Origin of the sequence: Arthrobacter sp. YA7-1 (genome assembly GCF_025960325.1) — a bacterium.
Lineage (GTDB): Bacteria > Actinomycetota > Actinomycetes > Actinomycetales > Micrococcaceae > Arthrobacter > Arthrobacter bambusae_A.
The window spans coordinates 68694-89800 of record NZ_CP110116.1 but is presented as its reverse complement, the minus strand read 5'-3'; the positions used below and the strand labels follow the sequence as shown (position 1 = coordinate 89800).

Genomic DNA, 21107 nt, shown 5'->3' with positions numbered 1-21107 from the left:
CTGTCCTTACTTGGTGCCGTTCGGGGGTGTGAAGCGGTTGACCTGCCAGGGCTTGTCGGCCGCGCTGCGGAGCAGCTGCACGTCGTAGTCGCCGGCATCGGTGGGGAACACGACATGGCAGCCGAAGCCGTTGCTTTCATCGATCTTCAGCTGGCCCGGGCCGGTGATTTTCTTGACCGGGATGTTGGCCGGGTCCACGTCCTGGTAGTCGGCCACGGCTTGGGCGGTGAGGAGCTGGCCCAGCTCCTGGATCCACACTTTGTCCGGGACCGTGGGCCTTGCGTAGAGAGTCATGGCCTTGGTTGCTGTGTCCAGTGCTGCTTTCTTGCTCGGCTCGTCCCAGGCGATGCCCAGGGTGGCAGGGGCGGTGCCGCCGGGGGCCTGGGCCTTGCCGCCTGCGCTGAGCGAGGGCGGCGCAGATACGGCTGGGGAAGTAGATACCTGTTGGTTTTCCGGGCCTCCTCCCGTGTTTGCCATGGGCGCGCAGGCCGTGCACACAAGCACGACGGCAAGGACTGTCAGGGTGCGTTTCATGGTTCCTTTCGGTTACTGGCTGCCAGGCAGGTACAGGAAGGCACTGGGGGCGCCGTTCTGGACCGTGCGCGTGTAGTAGGTGTGGTCGTTCGGGGCCGGGTTGCCGTTGTAGCCCTCTTCCAGATAACTGCCGTCGCCGTTGACGGCCTTGACGATTCCGACGTGGCCGTAGGTGCCGTCTGCGCCGCCCGTGCCTGGCGAGTACCAGACGACTGCGCCGACGCGCGGTGTCTTGCCGGTGGGCCAGCCCTTGGCGTCCCAGCCGTCCTTCCAGGTGAGGGCTGAGCCGAGCACGGCGCCGTCAGGCCGGAAGGTGCTGTTGAGCTCCTTGTAGGGGGCGCCGTTGCTGCCCAGTTGCTGATTGACGCGCCAGAGAGCGAAGTCGACGCATTCGCGGTTGAACATGCCCAGGGGAGAGGGCTCGTAGATCGTGGCCGTTCGCCAAGGCAGGTCATCGCCCTTGCCGGATTCGCCGGGGATGCCACAGGAGCTTTCGCCGCCGGCGTCAGTGGTCTTGACGTCGCCCAGAGCGGCCACGACTTCCACAGCCGCCGGCCAGTAGGCCTGGTAGTGGTAGGGGTCGGCATTGCGCTGGACCCTGTGCGCGGCCATGGTGGGTTCGAGCTGTTCCCAGCCGCTGACCTTCTGCAGGGCCTTGAAGAAGTTCGTGGCCGAGGTCGTGGGGTCCATGCGGTCCGGGTAGGACCCCCACGCGCCGTTGTCCCGCTGCTGGAACAGGCCCCGGGAGTCAGGGCCCGGGCCGTCGCCGTGATCCAACACGCGCAGGCCGGACTCGCCCATGGCCGTCATGACGCCGATCGTCTGGCCCCTGGCGGACAGGCCCAGGGCCTTGCCGGCGTTGATGACCAGGGCGGCGTTCTTCAACTGCTCGCCCGTGTAACCGGCCACCGGCACCTTGGGCAGCTTGGAGGCGTCAACGCTGACACTGCCGCCGGCAGGCGCGCAAACGTCGGCGGCGCTTTGGGAGCCGCCACCGAACAGGATGATCGAGAGCACCAAAACGACAGGGGCGGCCAATGCCCCCCGCCACCAGCAATGGTGCGCCCTTGATCGGCTGCAAAATGTGTCCCCCTCACATTTGCCGGGCTTAGCCCGGCTCGTCGGTCAGCTCAGGCTCTTCCTGTGGCTCGGGCGTGCGCCCCGCACGCAGAGAGTTCCGGTTCTCCCAGACCCAATCCGCGACTTCATCCCGTGAGATCAGCCACGTCTTATCCAGCTGGTAGGCCGGGATGATGCCGGCCTGGAGCCACTTGTAGGTCGTCTGCTTCGACTGGTTCAGCGCCTCGGAGAGCTGTGTGACTGTCAATCGCTCGGGAAATCCGCTAAACAGGGCCTCGACGTACTTTCGGTCCATCAGCGCGTCTCCCCACCACATATGAAGATAATACAGCATGATCGCGTATTATTGCGTATGATCGAATACATTCGGTGCCCTTCGGAGACGGTGGCTATGGATACGATCATTGCGGACATAACAGGGGGATGTTAAATGTCGAGCTCAAGAAACAGATGGGTAAGCTTCGGCGACCCGCCGATTGCCGAACCAACCGCACCGGCCGATGAGCCGCAATCAACCGCTCCCACCGGAGCCACCAGACCCCAGCTCAGCGTCCCGCAACCGGACCACGCCGACCGCCTTCCACGATGGAACGTCACGGTCAAAGCCCCGGACTACTGGTTGCTCGGCGTCCACGGGGGCGCGGGCGAAACGACTCTCGCGCGCCTGGACAGGCGCACCAGGGCAGCCGGGCATCACTGGCCGCTGACCGCCCCTGGATCCACTGTCGTCCTCGTTGCCCGCTCCAACATCTCGGGCCTGCGCGCCGCGCAGCTGGCCGCCACCGAATGGGCCTCGGGCACGGTTCCAGGAATCCGCGTCGCCGGCCTCGCCATCCTGGCCGACGCTCCCGGCCGGCTCCCGAAAGAGATCCGCGAGTTCGCCCAAATAGTGGGCGGGGGAGTGCCCCATCTGTGGCACTTCCCCTGGATCGAAGCGTGGCGTCTCGGCCACGACGTTCCACCCGAAGAACTTCCAAAAGAAGCCCGCACCGTGCTCGAGCAGGTGCGTATCGCAGCAACCACCACCGCCTCGCTCCCGACCAACTAGAAAGAGGAAAACCAATGCTTTTCTCCAAGGCCATGGAATTCTCCAGCTTCGTCATTACCGAGATCCCGAACCCGGGCACAGGCGAAGCCCCTCCCGGCTCCCAAGGTCTTCTGACAATCCTCAAGTGGGTTGCCTGGATCGTCTTCGGCCTGGCCGTCGCCGGCATCCTGATCACCGCCGGAACGATGATGATCAACAACCGACGCGGTGAGGGCGGCGAGCACGCCGGCCGTCTCGCCTGGGTCCTGGGCGGCTGCATTCTCGCAGCCTCCGCCGGCGGCATCGTCGGCGCCCTGGTCTAAGGAGGGACGGGCCATGACAGAACCGACCGTGAACGAAGACCAGAATCCGCTGACCAAACCTAAGTTCATCATCTCGGCCGTTGTCGTGGCGATCATCGTCGCGCTTGGCATCATCCTCGCCCTCGTGCCAAAAGGCACCGGAACCGCGGCACCGGAACCAAGCACCACTGCTGCGAGCACCGGCAGCACGCCGCCCACTGCCACGGAGGCGGCCAGCGTGTGCGGCCTCCCGGCCGGCGACCAGTCCAAACCAGCCACCGCTCCGGCCGACACCAAGTGGGAGCTCGTCGGAAAGGTTGCTGCGCCGACGTCGCCCAACCAGTTCGGCCCTGGAAAGACTGAACCGAACGGCCTTCGGTCGTGCTTTGCGCACTCACCAACTGGTGCGCTGTACGCAGCGACAAACCTAACCGCGTTGTCTTCATCCGGAAAAGCAGCCCTCGTATATGAGCAACTGGCAGTTCCAAGTCCGGAACGTGATGCCGTGCTGAAGTCTTCACCCACCGCTGTCCCGGATTCCGTCACCGCACAGCTGGTCGGATTCACGATCCGCTCGTATGACTCTGATCGAGCCGTGATCGATCTCGCGTTCAAGGGATCAAATGGGACCCTTGTATCCATTCCGGTTCCGTTGCAGTGGTACGGCGGTGACTGGAAGTTTGTTGTACCGGCCACCGGCAACACCGGCTCACGGCAGATCGCGGACCTCAGTGGCTACATCGAGTGGGCCGGTGTGTAATGGCCGACTGCTCTGGCTTGAACACAATAAACCCGTTTTGCCAGGCGGGCGCCGCAATTCAGGACGTCGCGAATGACGCAATCAAGAACATGGCCAAGGCGATTGCTGATGCCGTGGGGCAGACGGTCAAGACGCTAGGCACGTTCTGGGTGAACGTCGGCACTCCCAACCTGACAGCGGCGCCTGGCGGGAACGCTCCGAGTGATCCGGTGCTGTTCCTGCAGAACAGTCTCTACTTCTGGACGGCCGCTCTAGCCGTCCTGTCCGTGCTCGTGGGCGCGGCCAAGATGATCATCGAACGCAGGGGCGCGCCGCTGCGGGATCTGGGACGCTCCTTGGCGACCCTCGTTGTCGTTTCCGGTGCCGGCGTGGCCACCGTCGGGCTCTTGACCGTGGCTGCTGATCAGTTCTCTGCGTGGATCATCAACAACTCCACGAACGGGACATCGTTTAACGACAACATCACGGCCATGCTTCAGCTCTCGGCCACCAGCCCGGTCGGGGCGATCATGATCATCCTTTTGGGGCTGATTGCGATTCTCGCTTCCATTGTCCAGATCGTGCTCATGATCGTCCGGGGTGGCCTGCTGGTGGTGCTGACGGGGATCTTCCCGACGGCCGCCGCGTTCACGAACACCGAGGCGGGCAAGGGCTGGTTCCAGAAGTGCACGGCCTGGCTGATCGCTTTCATCCTTTACAAGCCGGCTGCCGCCATTATCTACGCGACGGCCTTCCGGCTTACCGGCACGAAGATCTTCGGGAACGGTGGTGACGGCAAGGACTTCGGGTCTGCGCTCCTGACGACGGTCACGGGGCTGGCTTTGATGGTCATTGCCTTGTTCGCGATGCCGGCACTCATGCGGTTCGTGACGCCCATGGTCGGGGCGGTCGCTGGCGGGGGCGGCGGACTGGCTGCGGGTACTGTCGGCGGCCTGGCTTCAGGCGCTATCAGCATGGGGAGCGCGGGCAGGGGCGGCGGCGGATCGGCCAGCACGACGCCGGGAAGCACATCGAATCAGTCTCCCGGGTCTCACGGGCCGTCGGGGACCGGGAGCCAGGGCACAGCCGGAACCTCCGGTACAGCAGGCAAGACGGGCGGGCAGGGATCCGCAGCAACTGCGCCTGCCGCGACAGGTGCACAGGCAGGAACCGGAGCATCGGCCACGGCCGGAGGCGGCGGAGCCGCAGCTAGCGGTGCAGCGGCGGCAGCCGGCCCGGTTGGCGTCGGCGTGATGGCAGCGCAGAAGGGCGTTGAGGCCGGGCAGGCGGCAGCCGGGGCCGCCAGGAACATGAGCGAAGAATCAACGGGGGGTGCCTGACATGGCTGCTATCGAGAACACGTACCGGGAACCGACCTACGGCAACTGGCGACGGCCCCGTAAGGCGGGCATAGGCACTCTGGGCGGTCTTGCGACGGCTGGCCTGTTTATTGGCCTGATCGTCACCGTGGTCTGCTTCTTCGTCGGCGGCTGGGCCGCCGGCCTGGTTGCCCTTCTTGTCCTGGGGTTGGCGCTGGCCGTCGTCTCGGTGACGGACAAGCACAACAAGTCCTTGGGCGAACGGGTCTTCGCGCGGCTGGCCTTCCGCTCGGCGCGCCGCAAACGCGCGAACATCTACCGTTCCGGCCCGCTGGGACTGACCCTCTGGGGCGAGTACCAGCTGCCCGGGATCGCCGCCGGATCGAAACTCTACGAGTTCGCGGACTCCTATGGCCGCCCGTTCGCGCTGATCTACCTTCCGTCCACCGCTCACTACACCGTCGTTTTCGGCACGCAGCCTGACGGTGCGTCTCTGGTTGATCCCGAGCAGGTCGATGCCTGGGTGGCGAACTGGGGCGGCTGGCTGGCGTCGGCGGCCGCCCGGGAGTCCCCGTCGCCCTCAAGCTGACAAGCGTAGAGGAATCCCTGCACGACACGAACAAGCGCTGGCACGACGAAGGGGAACACTGATGGGTGCACCAAACAGCGGCAAGAGATCCCGGCTCGACGGCGAGACGATCCTGCTCTGGATCTTCATCACCGCCGTGGTGCTGGGGGTCGGCTCCGTGACCGGGGCCGTTCACCTGGGCAACCTCCTGACCCCCACCGGTCAGGCGCTGCCGGCCAACCCGTTCGAACTGGTCTTCGGCCTGTTCACCCACAAAGTCGCCTGGCCGGCGGCCGCCACGTGGTTGCTGATCGGCTTCGGCGTCGTGATCCTGGGCCTGGCGGTCCTCATCGTCCGGTCCGTGTTGCGCCGCCGTTCCAAGCGTTCCCGCGTGGACGTCGCAGCCCGGCACATGGCCAAGGGCCGGGATCTGCGGGCGCTGAGCCTACGCGGGGCGACGGCGACAGCCGAGCGCCTGGGCGTGAAAGGCTCACCCGGCGTCCCGGTCGGCAAAACGGTGTTGGGCGGGCAGATGGTCTACGGCTCCTGGGAAGACATGCACATCGACGTTTGGGGACCTCGAACCGGCAAGACGACATCCCGTGCAATCCCGGCGATCCTCGCCGCCCCGGGAGCTGCCCTGGTCACCTCGAACAAGCGGGACATCGTTGACGGCACGCGCGACGTCCGGGCCGTCGACGGGCCGGTGTGGGTCTTCGATCCCCAGGCGGTCGCGCTCGAGGAACCCACATGGTGGTGGAACCCACTGTCCTACGTCACGGACGAAGTGCGGGCCGCCCGCCTGGCTGACCACTTCGCCGCCGGCTCCCGTGGCCCGGACGCCAAGACAGATGCTTACTTCGATCCTGCCGGCCAGGATCTTCTTGCCGGCCTCCTGCTCGCGGCCGCCCTCGACGGACGGCCGATCACGCAGGTCCACACCTGGCTGACACGGCCGGCAGACGACGAGGCAGTGGACATCCTCAAGGCCCACGGCTTCATCCAGACCTCCAACGCGGTCGGCGGCGTCATCAACGCCCCCGAGAAACAGCGCGGCGGCGTCTACGGGACAGCACTTCAGATGGCGTCCTGCCTCACCAACCGCCAGGTGGCCCGCTGGGTGACCCCGCAGGGCGAGAACGACGAGCGACCGCAGTTCGATCCGGCCGCGTTCGTCCGGTCCAAAGGCACGCTGTACAGCCTCTCCACAGAGGGCAAGGGGACCGCCGGCCCGCTGGTGACGGCCCTGACCGTGGCCACGGTCGAGGCCGCAGAAGAACTTGCCGTGTATTCGCCAGGCGGGCGGCTGGCCACGCCCATCATCGGCGTCCTAGACGAAGCGGCCAACGTCTGCCGCTGGCGCGAGCTGCCGAACCTCTACAGCCACTACGGATCCCGGGGCATCGTCCTGATGACCATCCTTCAATCCTGGTCCCAGGGCGTGGAAGTCTGGGGACGTGACGGGATGCGCAAGCTCTGGTCCGCAGCCAACATCAAGGTCTACGGCGGCGGCGTGGCCGAAGCCGAGTTCCTGAACGAGCTCGCGCAGCTGGTGGGGGAGTACCGGTACTCCAACATGACCAAAAGCCGATCCAAACAAGGTACCTCCTACAACCACGACGACGACCGCAAGGAACGCACCCTGGACATCTCGGACCTGGCCGCGTTCCCCCGTGGCCGTGCAATCATGTTCGCCTCCGGCGCCCCCGCTGCACTGCTGGAAACGGTGCCTTGGATGAACGGCCCGCACGCCGAAGCAGTCCGGGCGTCAATCAAGGCCCATGACCCGGCCAACCGGCCGGCTGCCGGCACCGGCAACCGGTGGATCGCTGCGGGTGTATCCGATGAATGAGGGACTGGGGGAGTGGGACGACGAGTTAGAGGACTCCGGAGCTGACGCCCAGGAGCCGGCTGAGGACGACGCCGACGCACCCGAGCTGTTCTATCCGAACGTCGCCGAGTTCGTCAGCGACAAGCTGGCCACCACCTACCGCCGTCAGATCAACGTGCAGGGCGGGGTGACCTGGTGCCCGCAGTGGTGGAAACACGCGGAAGCGATCAGCCGTCTGGAAGCACTCTGGCGGGCCTGGGAGTTCCTGCGCCTGGACGGAACCACGGGAATGAGCGTGTGGTGGCGTGATCACGCAGACCACCACATGTCCGTCCTGCTCTCGGCCGACGGCCCGTTCAAGGGCTGCAGTCCGGACGATGGCCACCGCTCAAAGCTCGCCTCGCTGCCCTGCGAGGAACCCCCGGCGGGGCTGTTCTGATCAGGATGCTGGTCACATGGATCTCTCTTTGGATGGCGACCCTGAGTACAAGGAGCTTTCCGCCGACAAACGGTTCGTCCTCAGGGAAGGAAGTGGGACTGGGCTGAGCCCCTAAGTTGCTCCAAGGTGCCCCACCCTACGGGAGGCATGATCAGCATCATTATTTTCGTGTGACTACCCAAACATGGAGCCCTGCGGAGACAAGGCCGACAACCGTGGCTGCGATTACGGTGAACAAGAGAAATTTGTGTTGACCGTCGTCGAGCGTGACGCGTGGGCGTCTGGTAATGATGTAGAAGACGATTCCTACGATAAGGACAAGGCATAGAATCGATATCCATATATATGGCGTTAGCATGCGTATCCTTTTGCCGGTTCATTCCTATTTGATGACTGCAGCGGCGAGTCCGGCTCCCGCTGCGCCTATGAGCGCACCGCCAGCACAAGCTCCTATGTACCCGTCGGGGCCAGCACTGGTGCCGTTCTGTTGATCACTGACCGCTACACCTGCCACTCCAGACAGACAGCCGAAGTCCGCAGCCAAATAACGTTTGAAGGATCGACTCTCCCGCCCCATCGTCCAGCGGAGTTCTGAACGCCACTATTTTCGGCGATTGCGATAAATGACGGTGACCACGATCGCTAAAATAACGAAGACAATGACAGATATTACGATCACCGGCAAGGCATATTCTGCTCCTGCTCCACCCCCGGGACTTGGTATCAACATTTCCATGTGTCAGCCTCCTTCCATACATGTGTTTTGAGATGACTTGCGGGGAATAAAATCCACGTTCTTTTTTCGTGAGGCGTCGCTGGTAGCTCTACCGGCCTGTCAACAGCCCGAACACAACGGTCGCTATTCCCGCAGCAGCCATCAACAGTCCACCGTACAAGTATCCCTTTTCGTGTTGAAACGCATTCATTGCTTCCCCAAGCTTGCCGCTTTGGCTCAACAACCTGATGCTGACAAACCTCAGCCTCCGTCGCTGCCAAACACTGAGCAAGCCTAGGATCGCCGCCACAGAGCCAAAAAGGACGTACATGTTCTTCCTTCGCTTCGTTACTCAAACCGGTCTCCATCAGGGTGCACGGCGTCATCACAGGGCGAGAGTTGCGCCAATTGAATAGTCACATCCAAGGCCATCGGGGGTTGATACTCCCACAGACCACGATCCGGGAGAAAACGAACCTGAAAGGGGGCCAGCCTGACAGCTCACTACCGCTGAAATTCCTGTTGAGACATTCTGCGGCGACCATTGGGCCGTCCCGGAAGCGCTAAGTTCCGGGCCGACCCCAAATGAGGCAGCAAGTCCGTATTGTCCCGTGGAATCTTGGGCCAACCCCAGGCTTGCGCAGACGAACACGCAGAAGGTGCCTCCGACAAGCCCTGAATCAAGACCGCTAGGGTCGGCGGTATTTACCTGGTCAGCTCCCGCGTAGAGGTAGCGGTTGCCTTCTTGTCCGGAGGGGTCGGGTTGGGTGAAGCGGCCGCGGTAGGGGTTGTAGTAGCGGGCGCCGAATTTGGTGCGTTGGGTTTGAACACAGTGACGGCTCCCCCGGCAAACCTGCATCCGCTCTCGACTTGGGATGGAGCCACCAGGAACGAACTTCCTCGTGCGCACGAACCGCTAATCACCCCTCAGTCGGGCGTCTACTTATCGGCGTTCCCGTTCTCACCAACGACCGCCGCTAAAACGAGCGGGTGCTGCTTCTGTCCTGGATGTATCTGGTGGTTGGGTCGCACCTGGTTCGCCACTGCGTGGCATGACTAATGTGCAACGGTAAAAACATGAATCGTCAGAGCAATCAACGAAATGGCGAGAAGCGACAGGAGAGCTATATAGGGTCCACGGTTGTGTTTGAAACTCATCTTCTGCCCAGGGCGCCGCACAAGCATGAAACCGAAAACGGCAAAGACCCCCAACAGTCCGATGATCCCTATCAACTCAAATGCCGTGAACATGGTTCCCCTCGCGTCGTGTACTTGATGTCATGGTTTCAGAGCGCCCACGAGAGCGGCTGCCCCAAACCCGGCCAAGGCGGTGTGAACCGTCCCGGGAATCATGCCGCCTGTTTTTTGTCGGCGTCGTCGGGTAACGAGCCGGTTGGTCGATCATAATATGACTGCTCATATTCCTCTGGCGTCTGGTGATCCAGGGCGGAATGCAGGCGTTCGTTGTTGTACCAGTGGACCCACTCGAACACGATTTCCATCACGTCGGTTTCGGTCTTCAACGCCCCGGCACGGAACGGTGAATCCTTCGCGACTGCCTCGTTCTTAAACAACCCCATCACGGTCTCGGCGGCTGCGTTGTCATAAGCATCACCCACGCTGCCAATCGAGGGCTGCAGGCCCTCCAGGGCCAGGGTGTCGGTGTAACGGATCGAGGTGTACTGGCTTCCCGCATCGCTGTGGTGAATCAGTCCCGCCGGCGCCGGCCGGCCGGTGTGTTCGCGACGCCACAGGGCCATCCGCAGGCAATGTTCGACGAACGCGGTGTCCTTGATCGTGGAAGTTTCCCAGCCGACGATCGCCCGGGAGTACAGGTCGATAACCAGGGCGACGTAGACGAATCCGGAACAGACCGGGACGTAGGTGAAATCAGTGACCCAGATCCGGTTCGGTGCCGGAGCGGTGAAGTCCCGGTTCAGCAGGTCACCGGCACGGCGGCCGTCCTTGCCCGGGATGGTGGTGCGGGTCCGGCGGCCCCTGATGAGCCCATTCATGCGCTCTTGGCGCATGAGCCTGTCCACGGCGTGTTTGGAGGCTTCCGGGAAGCCGTTACGGCGCAGCCACTGCGTCATCTTCCGCCTCCCGTACATGATCTCCGGCCGTGGACGTCCCTTCGCATCCGGGACCTTCAGACTGCGGAGCGCATCGGTGATGCGCGCGTCTTCGATAGTGCGCAGGGCCGGCAGGCGCTTCTTCCACGCCCGGTAGGTTCGTGCGGCGACCTGCACGCCCTGCTCACGCAGGACACCGCAGATCGACTCGACCGCATAACCAACAGCCCGCATTTCATCGATGAACCGGCAGATCAGCGGCGGCGAGGGTCGGTGAAAGTCGGCCCGGGGCGCGGTGCCAGCCTTACGGCGGGCCTGTTTCCCCGGACCGCTTCCCGAACCCGGCGGGCACCTTTCAATGCACCGGGCTCTCCACAAGCCGGTCAAGCGGCGTGGTGGTTGTTTCATCGGTCGTGGGCCAAGGCGAGGGGATAATCGACCCGCGGTAGCGGTATCGGCTCGTGCCCACTTTCTCGGGACGAAACATTTCCCTCTCTTGGCTTGCTGGCCACCAGCCTCCGCCGCAGTACTGCCGACGGAGTTCTTTGACCGTGGACCGGCGATGTTTCCGCCGCAACCATCGCCACACCGTCTGCCACGTGTAGTGGCTCAGGTAGGAGAAGACTGCGGACGAAACGCCGGGACGGAAATAGGCGCACCAGCCCCGCAGCATCGGGTTCAACCGACGCAGCAGTTCATCCAACGACTGGTTCTCGGTGACCTGTCGGCACAACGTCTTGATCTTCCGCTTAGCCGCTTGCACGGCCTTCTTTGCCGGATAGACGTACACGTAGTGCTCGTTCGTTCCTCGCTTACGGTGGCGCTGGATGCGCCATCCTAGAAAGTCGAGGCCCTCATCAATATGGGTGATCAAGGTCTTCTCCTCCGACAGGCGCAAACCCATCGTGGCCAAGACCTCCGCGATCCCTTCCCGGAGCCCTTCGGCATCGGCCTTGGTGCCTCGAATCATCAGGCACCAGTCGTCCGCATACCGCACCAGGCGGAAATTTGGTCGACCATGGCGCAGCCGCCGGGCTCGTTCCAGTTTGCTGGTCAACGGGCCGCCGGGAGCTTGAGCGACGAATTCGTCAAGCACCGACAACGCCACATTGGCCAGTAGTGGAGAAAGGATCCCGCCCTGCGGGGTTCCAGCGGTGGTTTCCTTCAGCTGCTGACCCTCGGAGAGGATCCCAGCCTTCAAGAATGCCTTCACCAGTCCCAGGACGCGTTTGTCACCGATGCGAGACCGAACCCTGCCCATCAGGGCAGTATGGTCGATCTCATCGAAGCACGCCTTGATATCTCCTTCGACGATCCAGTCATAGCAACGTGGTCTCGTCGCGAGATAACGCACCTCGGCAACCGCATCATGGGCCCGACGCTTCGGACGGAACCCATAGGAACACGGGTGGAAATCCGCCTCAAAGATCGGCTCCAACACCAATTTCAGGCTGGCTTGGATGACCCGGTCGGCCACAGTCGGGATGCCAAGGCGGCGCATCTTCCCGCCCACCTTCGGAATCATCCGTTCCCGCACCGGCACCGGGACGAAACTGCGGTCGAGCAAAGACAACCGCAGCCTGTCAAGGAACACCTCGACGCCTTCACCATCCTGAATAGATGCCGCCGTGCGGCCATCCACACCCGCAGTACGGGCACCCTTGTTCCCTTGCACCCGGTCCCAAGCCACCAACAAGAAGCCTGGGTCAGCCACGAGGTTGAACAGGTCATCGAACCGGCGATGAGCATCATCACGGGCCCAACTATGCAGCTTGGTCTGGATCTTCAGTACCCGTCGCTCCGCCGCAACGACGGCGTGCTCCAGTTCGTCGATATTCACCGGCGACTATTCCTCCTGACATTCCACTCACTCAATCTGCTAACTTGCTGGCCCCCTTCGCCCTGTGACCGGCTTTCCCGATCCCCAATGGCGGGTCGTTACTCCCGCGACTACTACGAGGCCTCCGCCCCACCTTGTGGTCTTCGGTCGGCAACGGACCTACCCCAACCGGAAGGCTGGCTACCTAGCGGTTGGGGAACCACGAAATGGTTCCCACGTTCACTGCGTGATCGATCAGTCAGGGAGGCACCTGGCTCTACCCCGGCAGCATCGCCACGGCTACGCCGCAGGCCTTCACCGTGGCCTCCCCGCCGACAGAACTAAACGGCTTCGGAGTCCAGACGCCACGCATGGCATCTGGTGCGCTGCATACCGGCCCATATCCACCAGATTTGAGCACGGCTTCGCGATTACAGGGCGTCAAACACCAGTTCACTCACGTTGTACCTTCTGACCTTGCTCGGCGAACCCGCGCCGTCTGGTAGTCCCGGCTCGTCCCGCCTTTGTCGGGGCCGCTTGCCACCCTCACCGGCGTTCCCCGGATCAGGCTGCCCCCAGCTTCAATCAGGCCGCTGCGACGGCCCGACGAGGACGGTCTTCCACCGCCCCTCGATACACACAGCGCCTCGTGGCGCACAGCTCCCTCGCGAAGAAAATCGAAGCCTGCTTGAGGATCTCGTTGGACTCCTTCAAGTCCCGCACCTCAGCCCGGAGCCGCTTGATCTCCTCCAGCTCATCACTCCTCGGACCGGTCTTCTCACCCGCATCGACCTGGGCCTGGACAACCCAGCGGCGCAACGATTCAGGGCCGACCCCGAGCTTCGGCGCCAAGGCCTTGCACGCAGCATAGACAGACGGGTATTCGGACAACCGATCCAAGGTCATGCGCACTGCACGGTCACGGACTTCGGGCGGGAACTGCTTGGGCATAATCACTATCTTTCTCAAAGAAGATAGCGGCATCAAACCCGGGACGGTTCAATCTGACTTATTGATTGGGTTGCACGTGGCATATGCATATCGGTTTGCTTCTTGTCCAGAGGGGTCGGGTTGGGTGAAGCGGCCGCGGTAGGGGTTGTAGTAGCGGGCGCCGAATTTGGTGCGTTGGGTTGATGGGTCGTAGTAGCCGGCGGCGTATTGCCAGGGGTTGTTGGCTGCCTGGGCCCCGGTGGCGCTGGTGGTCAGGCCCCAGGAGTCGTACGCGTAGCTCGCTGCGGAGGCCTGGGCACTGTCGGTGAGCAGGATGATGGATCCGAGCGCGTCGGTGGTGTAGTAGAAGCTTGCCCCGGTGCTGTCCCGCATGCTGATCAGCGTACCGCTGGGGTCGCGGATGAAGGAGGTGGCGGCTCCGCCGGTGGTTTGTTGGGTGATGCCGAGGGTTCCGTTGAGGAAGCTGGTGGCTCCGGCGGTGGTGCGTTCATCGTTTCGTGGTCCGGCGTAGGTGAAGTTGGTGGTCGTGCCGGTGTTGGTGTTTGAGGTGAACTGGTCAAAGACGTTGTACGTGCTGGTCGCTGTCCCTGCGGTGGTGGTGTTGCCGTTGGCGTCGTAGGCATAGATCGCGGCGCCGGTGGGTGGTGCGGGGCAGCTTCCCGTGGCGGGCCCGGTCCAGCAGAGCTCGTCGGCGGCGTTGAACGCGGAGTAGAACTCCAGAAAGCACGCTGGGTGCCCCGTCCAGGGGCCTGTGGGATCAGCTTGTAGACGCGGTTATTAATACCCTGCGGTTCCTATGATGAGCTAGATCCATCTTTTCCAGGTTTGCGTTTATGGATCAGTTCTTCTCTATAAGCATCGACGGGTTCTGAGAAGAAGTCCGGGCCCCTGCCGGTCCGCCGGCCCGCACCGCCGACACTTTCTCAAAATCGGGCGTTTGCGGGAATATTTCCAGATCCGCTGCGCCGCGACCGGGAAACCTTTGATGGAGTAGTAAGGTCTCGGGTCAACGGAGCATGAACACACCTCGTGCCTATCTGAATTGACTGTGACAGGTTTGGATGGCCCCGGTAGGACGGTTATTTCTGGCCCCACTTCGTGACTCGCCGGGCTCTTATGACGGTTATATGTGGCCCCACCTTCAACGTTGGATTCATCAGTAGATGGATGCGGCGGAGGGTTGGTCCGGATGGAGTCAAGGGTGGAGTTGTTCGCGCACATTCGACGGGATGCCCGGGTTGAGGGTTTGTCGGTCCGTGCTTTGGCGGTCCGTCACAAGGTGCACCGCAGAACCGTTCGTCAGGCGCTGGAGGCGGCTGCTCCTCCGGAGCGTAAACCGAGGCGGGGTGTTGCGTGGCGGTTGGAGCCGTTCAAAGAAGCGATCGACGCGATGCTTATCAGTGACACGACCGCGCCACGGAAGCAGCGTCACACAGCGCGTAGGATCCTGGCCCGATTGATAGAAGAGCACGACGCGCAGGAGCTGTCGTACTCAACGGTGCGGGATTACGTGCGGGTTCGCCGGGCGCAGATCGATGTCGAGGCGGGGCGCAGGATTGAGGCGTTCGTCCCTCAGGAACACGCTCCCGGCGCCGAGGCGGAAGTCGATTTCGGAGAAGTGTGGGTCGTTCTGAACGGCGTGAAGACCAAATGTCACATGTTCGTGTTCCGGTTGTCCCATTCGGGTAAGTCCATTCACCGCGTGTATCCGACGCAGGCCCAGGAAGCCTTTCTTGAGGGCCATATCGACGCGTTCAACGAGGTCGGTGGGGTGCCGGTGAAACACATCCGCTATGACAACCTCACGAGCGCTGTTACTTCGGTGGTGTTTGGACAAGGCCGGAACCGCCAGGAGAAAACGACCGCTGGGTGCTGTTCCGGTCCCATTACGGCTTTGATGCGTTCTACTGTCAGCCAGGCATTGCCGGGGCCCATGAGAAAGGCGGGGTCGAAGGCGAAGTCGGGTGGTTCCGCCGGAACCGGCTCAGCCCAATGCCGGTTGTCTCGTCCCTTGAAGAGCTCAACAGCAGGATCAAAGGTTGGGAGTTACAGGATGAGGACCGCAGGATCAACGACAGAATCCGGACCATCGGTCAGGACTTCGCTGCGGAGCGGTCTTGTTTGGCTTCCTTGCCTGTGGAGGTGTTTGATCCTGGTTTGGTGTTGAGTCCGCGGGTAGACCGGTCATCGATGGTGACCGTTCGGATGGTCAAGTACTCGGTTCCGGCGCGGTTCATAGGACGCCGCGTCAGGGTGTCCTTACGCGCCTCGGAGGTCGTGGTTTTCGATGGGCGCATGGTCGTCGCCAGACACCAGAGGATCGCTGCCCGAACCGGGTGTTCGGTCCAGTTGGATCACTATCTGGAGGTCCTGAAGACCAAACCCGGCGCCCTCCCGGGTTCTACGGCACTTGCCCGCGCGCGGGAATCTGGGGCGTTCACCAGCGCGCACGAAGCATTCTGGGCGGCCTCGCGGAGGGTCAACGGCGATGCCGACGGGACACGTGAACTCATTGATGTCCTGTTGCTGCATCGTTGCATGGACGCCAGTGACGTCGAAGCGGGGATTATCGCCGCTCTAGGTGTCGGAGGTGTCAGTGCCGATGTCGTCGCCGTCGAAGCTCGCCGGCACGCCGCCGCGGCCGCTTCACCAGGTGGGGCCATCGCGGACCGTCATCTCGGTGCACAAAAGGAAGGGAATGTGCAACGGGTTGTCAGCCTTACCCAGCGCCGTTTGATGGACCCGGCAGCGGTCATCACGGGGCTGCCACGGGATAAGCGGCCGCTGCCCAGGGTCAATGCCTATGACGAGCTGCTCGCGAAGCGCAGCCCACACACCACTGAACAGGGAACTGCGTCGAAGGAGAACATCTCATGAGTCCCACAGCGCCGGCCACCACTATCACCCCGACGCTGCGCCGACGGCGCGGCCTAACCGAACAGGCCGCGATCGCAGCCGTGGATCAAGCCTGTCGCCGACTACGCCTGCCAACGGTCCGTGCAGTCTTGAATGAAGCCCTCACCGTTGCCGGGAAAGAACAGCTCACTTACCAGGGGTTCCTGGCCGAACTGCTGCTAGCAGAATGCGACGACCGGGACAGGCGTTCCTCGATTCGCCGCGTCAAGGCCGCGAACTTCCCCCGGAACAAATGGCTTGGAGACTTCGACTTCGACGCGAACCCGAACATCAACCCGGCGACCATCCACACCCTCGCAACCGGGGACTGGATCCGCAAAAGCGCGCCACTCTGCCTGATCGGAGATTCCGGGACCGGGAAATCCCACCTGCTAATCGGTTTGGGCACGGCAGCCGCGGAGCAGGGCTACCGGGTCAGGTACACCCTCGCTACCAGGCTCGTCAACGAACTCGTCGAAGCAGCCGACGAAAAGATCCTGGCCAAGACCATCGCCCGCTACGGCAGAGTCGATCTTCTCTGCATCGATGAGCTGGGCTACATGGAGTTGGACCGTCGTGGCGCCGAGCTGCTGTTTCAAGTCCTGACTGAGCGCGAGGAGAAGAATTCCATTGCGATTGCTTCCAATGAATCATTTTCGGGCTGGACGAAAACGTTCACGGACCCGAGGCTCTGCGCGGCGATCGTGGACCGGTTGACCTTCAACGGGACGATCATCGAAACCGGAACGGATTCCTACCGGCTCGCCCAGACCATCGCCCAGAAGGCCGTCGGCTGACTCGGTACCAATGAGGTGGTCACGTGGCCGGTGAACGGCGTTCGAGCAGGAGCGTGTCGCGCCACTGGCCGGCGGCGGGTCCGTAGGTCATGCGGGCGATGCGGCTTCTGTTGCCGATGATGCGGAAGCCGGCGGCTTCGTGGATCCGGAGGCTGGAGTGGTTTTCGGGGAAGACGCTGGATTGGATGGTCCACACCCCGCCGCGCTCGGTGGAATCGATGAGAGCCTGCAGGAGGGCCTTGCCGAGGCCGAGACCGCGGGCCTCGGCCGCGACATAGACGGAGTGTTCGACCACGCCTGCGTAGGCCGGTCGGGACGACACGGCGGAAACGGCGGCCCAGCCCAGAACGCCCTGTCCGGCGGTTTCAGCGACGAGCCGGTGCGCCTGCAGCCTGGAGGCATTGAAGGATTCCCAATCGGGGGCCTTCGGTTCGAAGGTGGCATGCCCTGTCTCGATGCCTTCCTGGAACATGCGCTGCACAGCGGGCCAATCAGCCGGCGTCATGGCCCGCACTTCAAACCCCTGGTTCATAGGGCAGCGAGGATTCCGGCAACGTCATCCAGGGCTCCGGGGACGAGTGAGTAGTAAGCCCAGGTGCCGCGCTTTTCGCGGTGCAACAGACCGGCCTCGACCAGGATCTTCAGGTGGTGGGAGACGGTGGGCTGACCGAGATCCAGCGGTTCGGTGAGGTCGCAGACACAGGATTCCCCGCCGGCGGCGGCCTTGACGATGGAGAGCAGCCGCAGCCGGTTAGGGTCCGCCAGCGCCTTGAACACCACGGCCCGGCGCTGCGCTTCCTCAGCGCCAAGGGCAGTGGCAGCCGGCGGGCAGCATGTGGTCTGCGTGTCCGGTTCAAGCAAGGGCAGCGAGGTCATCTACCTATTATGCCGCAATATTGACAATCATCAATGTTTGGTCAGTCCTGGAGAACAGGGCCTACTTCTTAGCTGCTTCGGCGGGATGAGGAATGATGACGTCGTCGGCGGCCCGGCCGGCATGCGGGAAGAGCGTGAGCAGGAGTCCCACGCCGACGGCGGCGCCGAGGAGCTGGACTGCGATGAACGGTGGGACGGAACCCGGTGCAATGCCGGCGAAGGTGTCGCTGAAGATACGGCCGATGGTCACGGCCGGGTTCGCGAACGACGTCGAAGATGTGAACCAGTACGCGGCACCGATATAAGCACCTACGGCGGGGGCGGCCAAGGCGCCGCGTTTGGTGGCTGCAAGAGAGAAGATCAGCAGGATCAGACCGGCGGTCGCGACCACCTCGGCCAGCAGATGACCCGCGGTCGCCCGCTCCTTGGTCGAGATAGAGGTGCCGACTTCGAACATCGCGTTGGCGAGCACGCTGCCGCCGATGGCGCCGGCGATTTGGGCAAGGATGTAGAGGCCGAGGTCCGGCAAGGACAGGCCGGATCCGCTGCGACGCCCAAGGAACCAGTCGGCCAGGGACACCACGGGGTTGAAGTGGGCACCGCTGACCGGCCCGAACACCAGGATCAATACCGTCAGCCCAAGCACAGTCGCTGTGCTGTTTTGCAGCAACTGCAGGCCCACGTCATTGGGTGAGAGTTGGGCTGCGGCGATCCCCGAGCCGACGACGATGGCAACGAGCAAAGCGGTGCCGAGGAATTCAGCGATGGCACGGCGCCACAGGGGCGGCTGGAGTGAAGTCATGCCAACAGCTTGACGCAAAGAATTAACTCAGTCAAAATTGAATCAATGAATATTGAAGCAGCTGAAACATTCCAGGCACGGGTAGCCAGGTACGCGGCCCTTGCCGATCCGGCGCGCCTGCGCATCGTGGACCTGCTAACCCTGGGCGACTTCTCACCATCGGAGCTGCAGGCCGAACTGGGCATGCCCGCCAACCTGCTCTCCCACCACCTCCGCACACTGGAAGACGCCGGACTGGCAACCCGCCACCGCTCCGAAGCCGACAAGCGCCGCAGCTACCTCCGCCTCGCCGCCGGCGCTCTGGACGGACTCACCCCCGGGGCAGCGCATAAGGCAACCCGCGTCCTGTTCGTATGCACCCGCAACAGTGCCCGCTCCCAGCTGGCCACCGCCCTCTGGCGCCAGGTCAGCGACATCCCCGCAGCTTCGGCCGGAACGCACCCCGCCAACCGCATCGCTCGCGGAGCCATCGAGACCGCCCGGCGCCATGGCCTGGAGCTGCCGGACATCGCCCCGCGCACCCTGGGAGAGATTGCGGATGGGGCCGACTTGGTTGTGACCGTCTGCGATAACGCCCACGAAGAACTGACTGGACTGGGCGGAATCCACTGGTCCGTGCCGGATCCCCTCCGCTTGGACACGGCAGCCGCCTTCGACCAAGCCTTCGATGACATCACCCGCCGCATCCACGACCTCGCGCCCCGCATCACCGCCGCTTAACTACCTGGCATCCGATGCAATATTGACATTCATCAATCTATCGTCCGATACTCTCTATATCGATCATCATCAATGTTCGATACGGAGAGCTTCCTTCTCGGGCGCACCGCTTCAAACCCAATTACCCGTTCACACAACGATTCCAGGAGAGAAACCCGTGAGCATCGAAACCACCAAGAAGCCCTCCGTCCTGTTCGTCTGCGTCCATAACGCCGGACGTTCCCAGATGGCGGCGGCGTTCCTGACCACTCTTGGCAAGGGCGAGATTGAGGTCCGCTCGGCCGGCTCGCAGCCGGCAGATAAGGTCAACCCGGCCGCCGTTGAGGCGATGTCTGAACTGGGCATCGACATGTCTGCTGAGATCCCGAAGGTCCTGACCACCGAGGCCGTGAAGGAATCCGACGTCGTGATCACCATGGGCTGCGGCGACGAATGCCCGTACTTCCCCGGCAAGCGCTACGAAGACTGGGTTCTTGAGGATCCCGCAGGCCAGGGCGTGGAGGCCGTTCGCCACATCCGTGACGAGATCAAGACCCGCATCGAGGGCCTTATCGCTTCGCTGATCCCCGCCGCCAAGTAACCCCACCGATTACCAGGAGCCACTCTCGTGAGCACAGACGTCCAGACCGAACAGTTGATCATCATTGGGTCAGGCCCTGCCGGCTACACGGCGGCCATCTATGCCGCCCGCGCTGGGCTGAACCCCCTGGTTCTGGCCGGTTCGGTCACGGCCGGTGGCGCCCTGATGAACACCACCGAAGTGGAGAACTTCCCCGGCTTCCCTGGCGGCGTCCAAGGCCCGGAGCTCATGGACGGGCTTCAGGAGCAGGCGAAGAAGTTCGGCGCGAGGGTAGTGTTCGACGACGTCACTGAGGTTGACCTGAAGGGTCACCTCAAGCGCGTGGTCACCGGAGCCGGCGAGACCCACGAAGCACCGGCGATCATCCTCGCCACCGGCTCTGCATATAAAGAGCTCGGCCTGCCGGAAGAGAAGAAGCTCAGCGGCCACGGGGTGTCCTGGTGCGCCACCTGTGATGGGTTCTTCTTCCGGGAGCAGGACATCATCGTTGTCGGTGGCGGGGACTCCGCCATGGAGGAAGCAACCTTCCTGACCAGGTTCGCCAAGACGGTCACCGTCGTGGTGCGCAAGGACGAGCTGCGCGCTTCCCGGATCATGGCGCAGCGTGCCAAGGACAACCCGAAGATCAGCTTTGCTTGGAACTCGGCCATCACCAAGATCCACGGCGATGCCAAGGTTACCGGGGTGACCCTGACGGACACCCGTACCGGTGAAACCCGTGCACACCCCGCCACGGGAATCTTCGTGGCCATCGGCCACCTGCCCCGCACCGAGCTGGTCGCCGGTCAGGTCGATCTGGACGCTGAGGGCTACATCAAGGTGGACTCACCCACCACGGTCACCAACCTGTCCGGCGTTTTCGCGTGTGGCGACGCCGTGGACCACCGCTACCGCCAAGCCATCACCGCCGCCGGAACCGGCTGCGCGGCCGCATTGGATGCTGAACGGTTCCTTGCAGCGCTGGAGGATGCCGACAGCATCGCCACGGCCCTGGTCGAAGAACCAACCCACGCCTAACCACACGAAAAGGGGAGGGGGTGA

General features: G+C 63.2%; 23 protein-coding genes and 1 pseudogene. 12 read left to right on the top strand and 12 right to left on the bottom strand.

Features of this window, described 5'->3' with window-relative positions:
* Window positions 1–6: 6 nt before the first annotated feature.
* From OIT41_RS20835 to OIT41_RS20825, 3 genes are all read right to left on the bottom strand, one after another.
* Complete coding sequence (locus tag OIT41_RS20835; protein ID WP_264638124.1) at window positions 7–534, bottom strand: hypothetical protein; 528 nt, start codon at window positions 532–534, stop codon at window positions 7–9.
* 12 nt (window positions 535–546) lie between these two features.
* On the bottom strand, window positions 547–1572 hold the full coding sequence (locus OIT41_RS20830; RefSeq protein ID WP_264638123.1) for a CHAP domain-containing protein: 1026 nt from the start codon (window positions 1570–1572) through the stop codon (window positions 547–549).
* A 70-nt stretch (window positions 1573–1642) separates the two neighbouring features.
* A complete protein-coding gene (locus tag OIT41_RS20825; protein WP_264638122.1) occupies window positions 1643–1948 on the bottom strand; it encodes a helix-turn-helix domain-containing protein in 306 nt (101 codons plus the stop codon).
* Between the two features lie 96 nt (window positions 1949–2044).
* Here OIT41_RS20825 and OIT41_RS20820 point away from each other — a divergent pair, with 96 nt between their 5' ends.
* The 7 genes from OIT41_RS20820 to OIT41_RS20790 all read left to right on the top strand — a co-directional run bounded on the left by OIT41_RS20820 (window position 2045) and on the right by OIT41_RS20790 (window position 7839).
* Entirely contained in the window at window positions 2045–2662 is a 618-nt protein-coding gene (locus tag OIT41_RS20820; RefSeq protein WP_264638121.1) for a DUF6668 family protein, read from the top strand.
* 14 nt (window positions 2663–2676) lie between these two features.
* A complete protein-coding gene (locus tag OIT41_RS20815) occupies window positions 2677–2964 on the top strand; it encodes a hypothetical protein (protein WP_264638120.1) in 288 nt (95 codons plus the stop codon).
* Window positions 2965–2977: 13 nt separating this feature from the next.
* Window positions 2978–3703, top strand: a complete 726-nt coding sequence (locus OIT41_RS20810) for a hypothetical protein (protein ID WP_264638118.1) — start codon at window positions 2978–2980, stop codon at window positions 3701–3703.
* Window positions 3703–5022, top strand: coding sequence for a hypothetical protein (locus OIT41_RS20805; RefSeq protein WP_413542342.1), 1320 nt, complete (start codon window positions 3703–3705; stop codon window positions 5020–5022). Before OIT41_RS20810 ends, OIT41_RS20805 begins: the two co-directional genes overlap by 1 nt.
* Before the next feature lies 1 nt (window position 5023).
* A complete protein-coding gene (locus tag OIT41_RS20800) occupies window positions 5024–5590 on the top strand; it encodes an SCO6880 family protein (protein ID WP_264638116.1) in 567 nt (188 codons plus the stop codon).
* 61 nt (window positions 5591–5651) lie between these two features.
* Complete coding sequence (locus OIT41_RS20795; protein ID WP_264638115.1) at window positions 5652–7421, top strand: type IV secretory system conjugative DNA transfer family protein; 1770 nt, start codon at window positions 5652–5654, stop codon at window positions 7419–7421.
* Entirely contained in the window at window positions 7414–7839 is a 426-nt protein-coding gene (locus tag OIT41_RS20790; protein WP_264638114.1) for a DUF4913 domain-containing protein, read from the top strand. The genes OIT41_RS20795 and OIT41_RS20790 overlap by 8 nt, the downstream gene beginning before the upstream one ends.
* Window positions 7840–8440: 601 nt before the next feature.
* Here the strand turns inward: OIT41_RS20790 and OIT41_RS20785 are convergent.
* From OIT41_RS20785 to OIT41_RS20760, 6 genes are all read right to left on the bottom strand, one after another.
* The gene (locus OIT41_RS20785; RefSeq protein WP_264638113.1) at window positions 8441–8575 is read right to left on the bottom strand and encodes a hypothetical protein; all 135 of its coding nucleotides are present in this window, start codon (window positions 8573–8575) and stop codon (window positions 8441–8443) included.
* Between the two features lie 364 nt (window positions 8576–8939).
* A complete protein-coding gene (locus OIT41_RS20780; protein WP_264638164.1) occupies window positions 8940–9413 on the bottom strand; it encodes an RHS repeat-associated core domain-containing protein in 474 nt (157 codons plus the stop codon).
* A 490-nt stretch (window positions 9414–9903) separates the two neighbouring features.
* The gene (locus tag OIT41_RS20775; protein WP_264638112.1) at window positions 9904–11034 is read right to left on the bottom strand and encodes an IS3 family transposase; all 1131 of its coding nucleotides are present in this window, start codon (window positions 11032–11034) and stop codon (window positions 9904–9906) included.
* Window positions 10982–12466, bottom strand: coding sequence for a group II intron reverse transcriptase/maturase (gene ltrA / locus OIT41_RS20770; RefSeq protein WP_078108204.1), 1485 nt, complete (start codon window positions 12464–12466; stop codon window positions 10982–10984). The genes OIT41_RS20775 and ltrA overlap by 53 nt, the downstream gene beginning before the upstream one ends.
* Window positions 12467–13030: 564 nt before the next feature.
* The gene (locus tag OIT41_RS20765; RefSeq protein WP_216353839.1) at window positions 13031–13396 is read right to left on the bottom strand and encodes a transposase; all 366 of its coding nucleotides are present in this window, start codon (window positions 13394–13396) and stop codon (window positions 13031–13033) included.
* Between the two features lie 48 nt (window positions 13397–13444).
* Window positions 13445–13768, bottom strand: a complete 324-nt coding sequence (locus tag OIT41_RS20760) for an RHS repeat-associated core domain-containing protein (RefSeq protein WP_264638111.1) — start codon at window positions 13766–13768, stop codon at window positions 13445–13447.
* A gap of 817 nt (window positions 13769–14585) precedes the next feature.
* On the opposite strand from OIT41_RS20760, the pseudogene istA reads away from it, so the two are divergent.
* Together istA and istB are read left to right on the top strand one after the other, a co-directional pair.
* A pseudogene (gene istA / locus OIT41_RS20755) lies at window positions 14586–16273 on the top strand (IS21 family transposase).
* A complete protein-coding gene (gene istB, locus OIT41_RS20750) occupies window positions 16270–17088 on the top strand; it encodes an IS21-like element helper ATPase IstB (RefSeq protein WP_264638110.1) in 819 nt (272 codons plus the stop codon). The pseudogene istA and the gene istB overlap by 4 nt, the downstream one beginning before the upstream one ends.
* Window positions 17089–17107: 19 nt before the next feature.
* On the opposite strand, the gene OIT41_RS20745 is transcribed toward istB, so the two are convergent.
* From OIT41_RS20745 to OIT41_RS20735, 3 genes are all read right to left on the bottom strand, one after another.
* Window positions 17108–17593, bottom strand: coding sequence for a GNAT family N-acetyltransferase (locus tag OIT41_RS20745; RefSeq protein ID WP_264638109.1), 486 nt, complete (start codon window positions 17591–17593; stop codon window positions 17108–17110).
* 23 nt (window positions 17594–17616) lie between these two features.
* A complete protein-coding gene (locus OIT41_RS20740) occupies window positions 17617–17964 on the bottom strand; it encodes an ArsR/SmtB family transcription factor (protein ID WP_264638108.1) in 348 nt (115 codons plus the stop codon).
* A gap of 61 nt (window positions 17965–18025) precedes the next feature.
* A complete protein-coding gene (locus OIT41_RS20735; protein WP_264638107.1) occupies window positions 18026–18766 on the bottom strand; it encodes an MIP/aquaporin family protein in 741 nt (246 codons plus the stop codon).
* A 45-nt stretch (window positions 18767–18811) separates the two neighbouring features.
* On the opposite strand from OIT41_RS20735, the gene OIT41_RS20730 reads away from it, so the two are divergent.
* From OIT41_RS20730 to trxB, 3 genes are all read left to right on the top strand, one after another.
* Window positions 18812–19486 (top strand): metalloregulator ArsR/SmtB family transcription factor, encoded by a 675-nt coding sequence (locus tag OIT41_RS20730; RefSeq protein ID WP_264638106.1) that lies wholly within the window; start codon window positions 18812–18814, stop codon window positions 19484–19486.
* 157 nt (window positions 19487–19643) lie between these two features.
* A complete protein-coding gene (locus OIT41_RS20725; protein WP_264638105.1) occupies window positions 19644–20066 on the top strand; it encodes an arsenate reductase ArsC in 423 nt (140 codons plus the stop codon).
* 27 nt (window positions 20067–20093) lie between these two features.
* Window positions 20094–21083 (top strand): thioredoxin-disulfide reductase, encoded by a 990-nt coding sequence (gene trxB, locus OIT41_RS20720; RefSeq protein WP_264638104.1) that lies wholly within the window; start codon window positions 20094–20096, stop codon window positions 21081–21083.
* Window positions 21084–21107: the final 24 nt, after the last annotated feature.

What these genes read in the sequence shown, in the direction of transcription:
- OIT41_RS20785 (WP_264638113.1), bottom strand. Translation starts at nt 8,575, where the DNA reads ATGGAAATGTTGATACCAAGTCCCGGGGGTGGAGCAGGAGCAGAATAT.
- OIT41_RS20780 (WP_264638164.1), bottom strand. Translation starts at nt 9,413, where the DNA reads ATGCAGGTTTGCCGGGGGAGCCGTCACTGTGTTCAAACCCAACGCACC.
- OIT41_RS20810 (WP_264638118.1), top strand. Translation starts at nt 2,978, where the DNA reads ATGACAGAACCGACCGTGAACGAAGACCAGAATCCGCTGACCAAACCT.
- istB (WP_264638110.1), top strand. Translation starts at nt 16,270, where the DNA reads ATGAGTCCCACAGCGCCGGCCACCACTATCACCCCGACGCTGCGCCGA.
- OIT41_RS20730 (WP_264638106.1), top strand. Translation starts at nt 18,812, where the DNA reads ATGAATATTGAAGCAGCTGAAACATTCCAGGCACGGGTAGCCAGGTAC.
- OIT41_RS20760 (WP_264638111.1), bottom strand. Translation starts at nt 13,768, where the DNA reads ATGCGGGACAGCACCGGGGCAAGCTTCTACTACACCACCGACGCGCTC.
- OIT41_RS20805 (WP_413542342.1), top strand. Translation starts at nt 3,703, where the DNA reads ATGGCCGACTGCTCTGGCTTGAACACAATAAACCCGTTTTGCCAGGCG.
- OIT41_RS20795 (WP_264638115.1), top strand. Translation starts at nt 5,652, where the DNA reads ATGGGTGCACCAAACAGCGGCAAGAGATCCCGGCTCGACGGCGAGACG.
- OIT41_RS20745 (WP_264638109.1), bottom strand. Translation starts at nt 17,593, where the DNA reads ATGACGCCGGCTGATTGGCCCGCTGTGCAGCGCATGTTCCAGGAAGGC.
- OIT41_RS20835 (WP_264638124.1), bottom strand. Translation starts at nt 534, where the DNA reads ATGAAACGCACCCTGACAGTCCTTGCCGTCGTGCTTGTGTGCACGGCC.
- OIT41_RS20790 (WP_264638114.1), top strand. Translation starts at nt 7,414, where the DNA reads ATGAATGAGGGACTGGGGGAGTGGGACGACGAGTTAGAGGACTCCGGA.
- OIT41_RS20740 (WP_264638108.1), bottom strand. Translation starts at nt 17,964, where the DNA reads ATGACCTCGCTGCCCTTGCTTGAACCGGACACGCAGACCACATGCTGC.
- OIT41_RS20765 (WP_216353839.1), bottom strand. Translation starts at nt 13,396, where the DNA reads ATGCCCAAGCAGTTCCCGCCCGAAGTCCGTGACCGTGCAGTGCGCATG.
- OIT41_RS20800 (WP_264638116.1), top strand. Translation starts at nt 5,024, where the DNA reads ATGGCTGCTATCGAGAACACGTACCGGGAACCGACCTACGGCAACTGG.
- OIT41_RS20735 (WP_264638107.1), bottom strand. Translation starts at nt 18,766, where the DNA reads ATGACTTCACTCCAGCCGCCCCTGTGGCGCCGTGCCATCGCTGAATTC.
- OIT41_RS20775 (WP_264638112.1), bottom strand. Translation starts at nt 11,034, where the DNA reads ATGAAACAACCACCACGCCGCTTGACCGGCTTGTGGAGAGCCCGGTGC.
- OIT41_RS20825 (WP_264638122.1), bottom strand. Translation starts at nt 1,948, where the DNA reads ATGCTGTATTATCTTCATATGTGGTGGGGAGACGCGCTGATGGACCGA.
- OIT41_RS20820 (WP_264638121.1), top strand. Translation starts at nt 2,045, where the DNA reads ATGTCGAGCTCAAGAAACAGATGGGTAAGCTTCGGCGACCCGCCGATT.
- OIT41_RS20815 (WP_264638120.1), top strand. Translation starts at nt 2,677, where the DNA reads ATGCTTTTCTCCAAGGCCATGGAATTCTCCAGCTTCGTCATTACCGAG.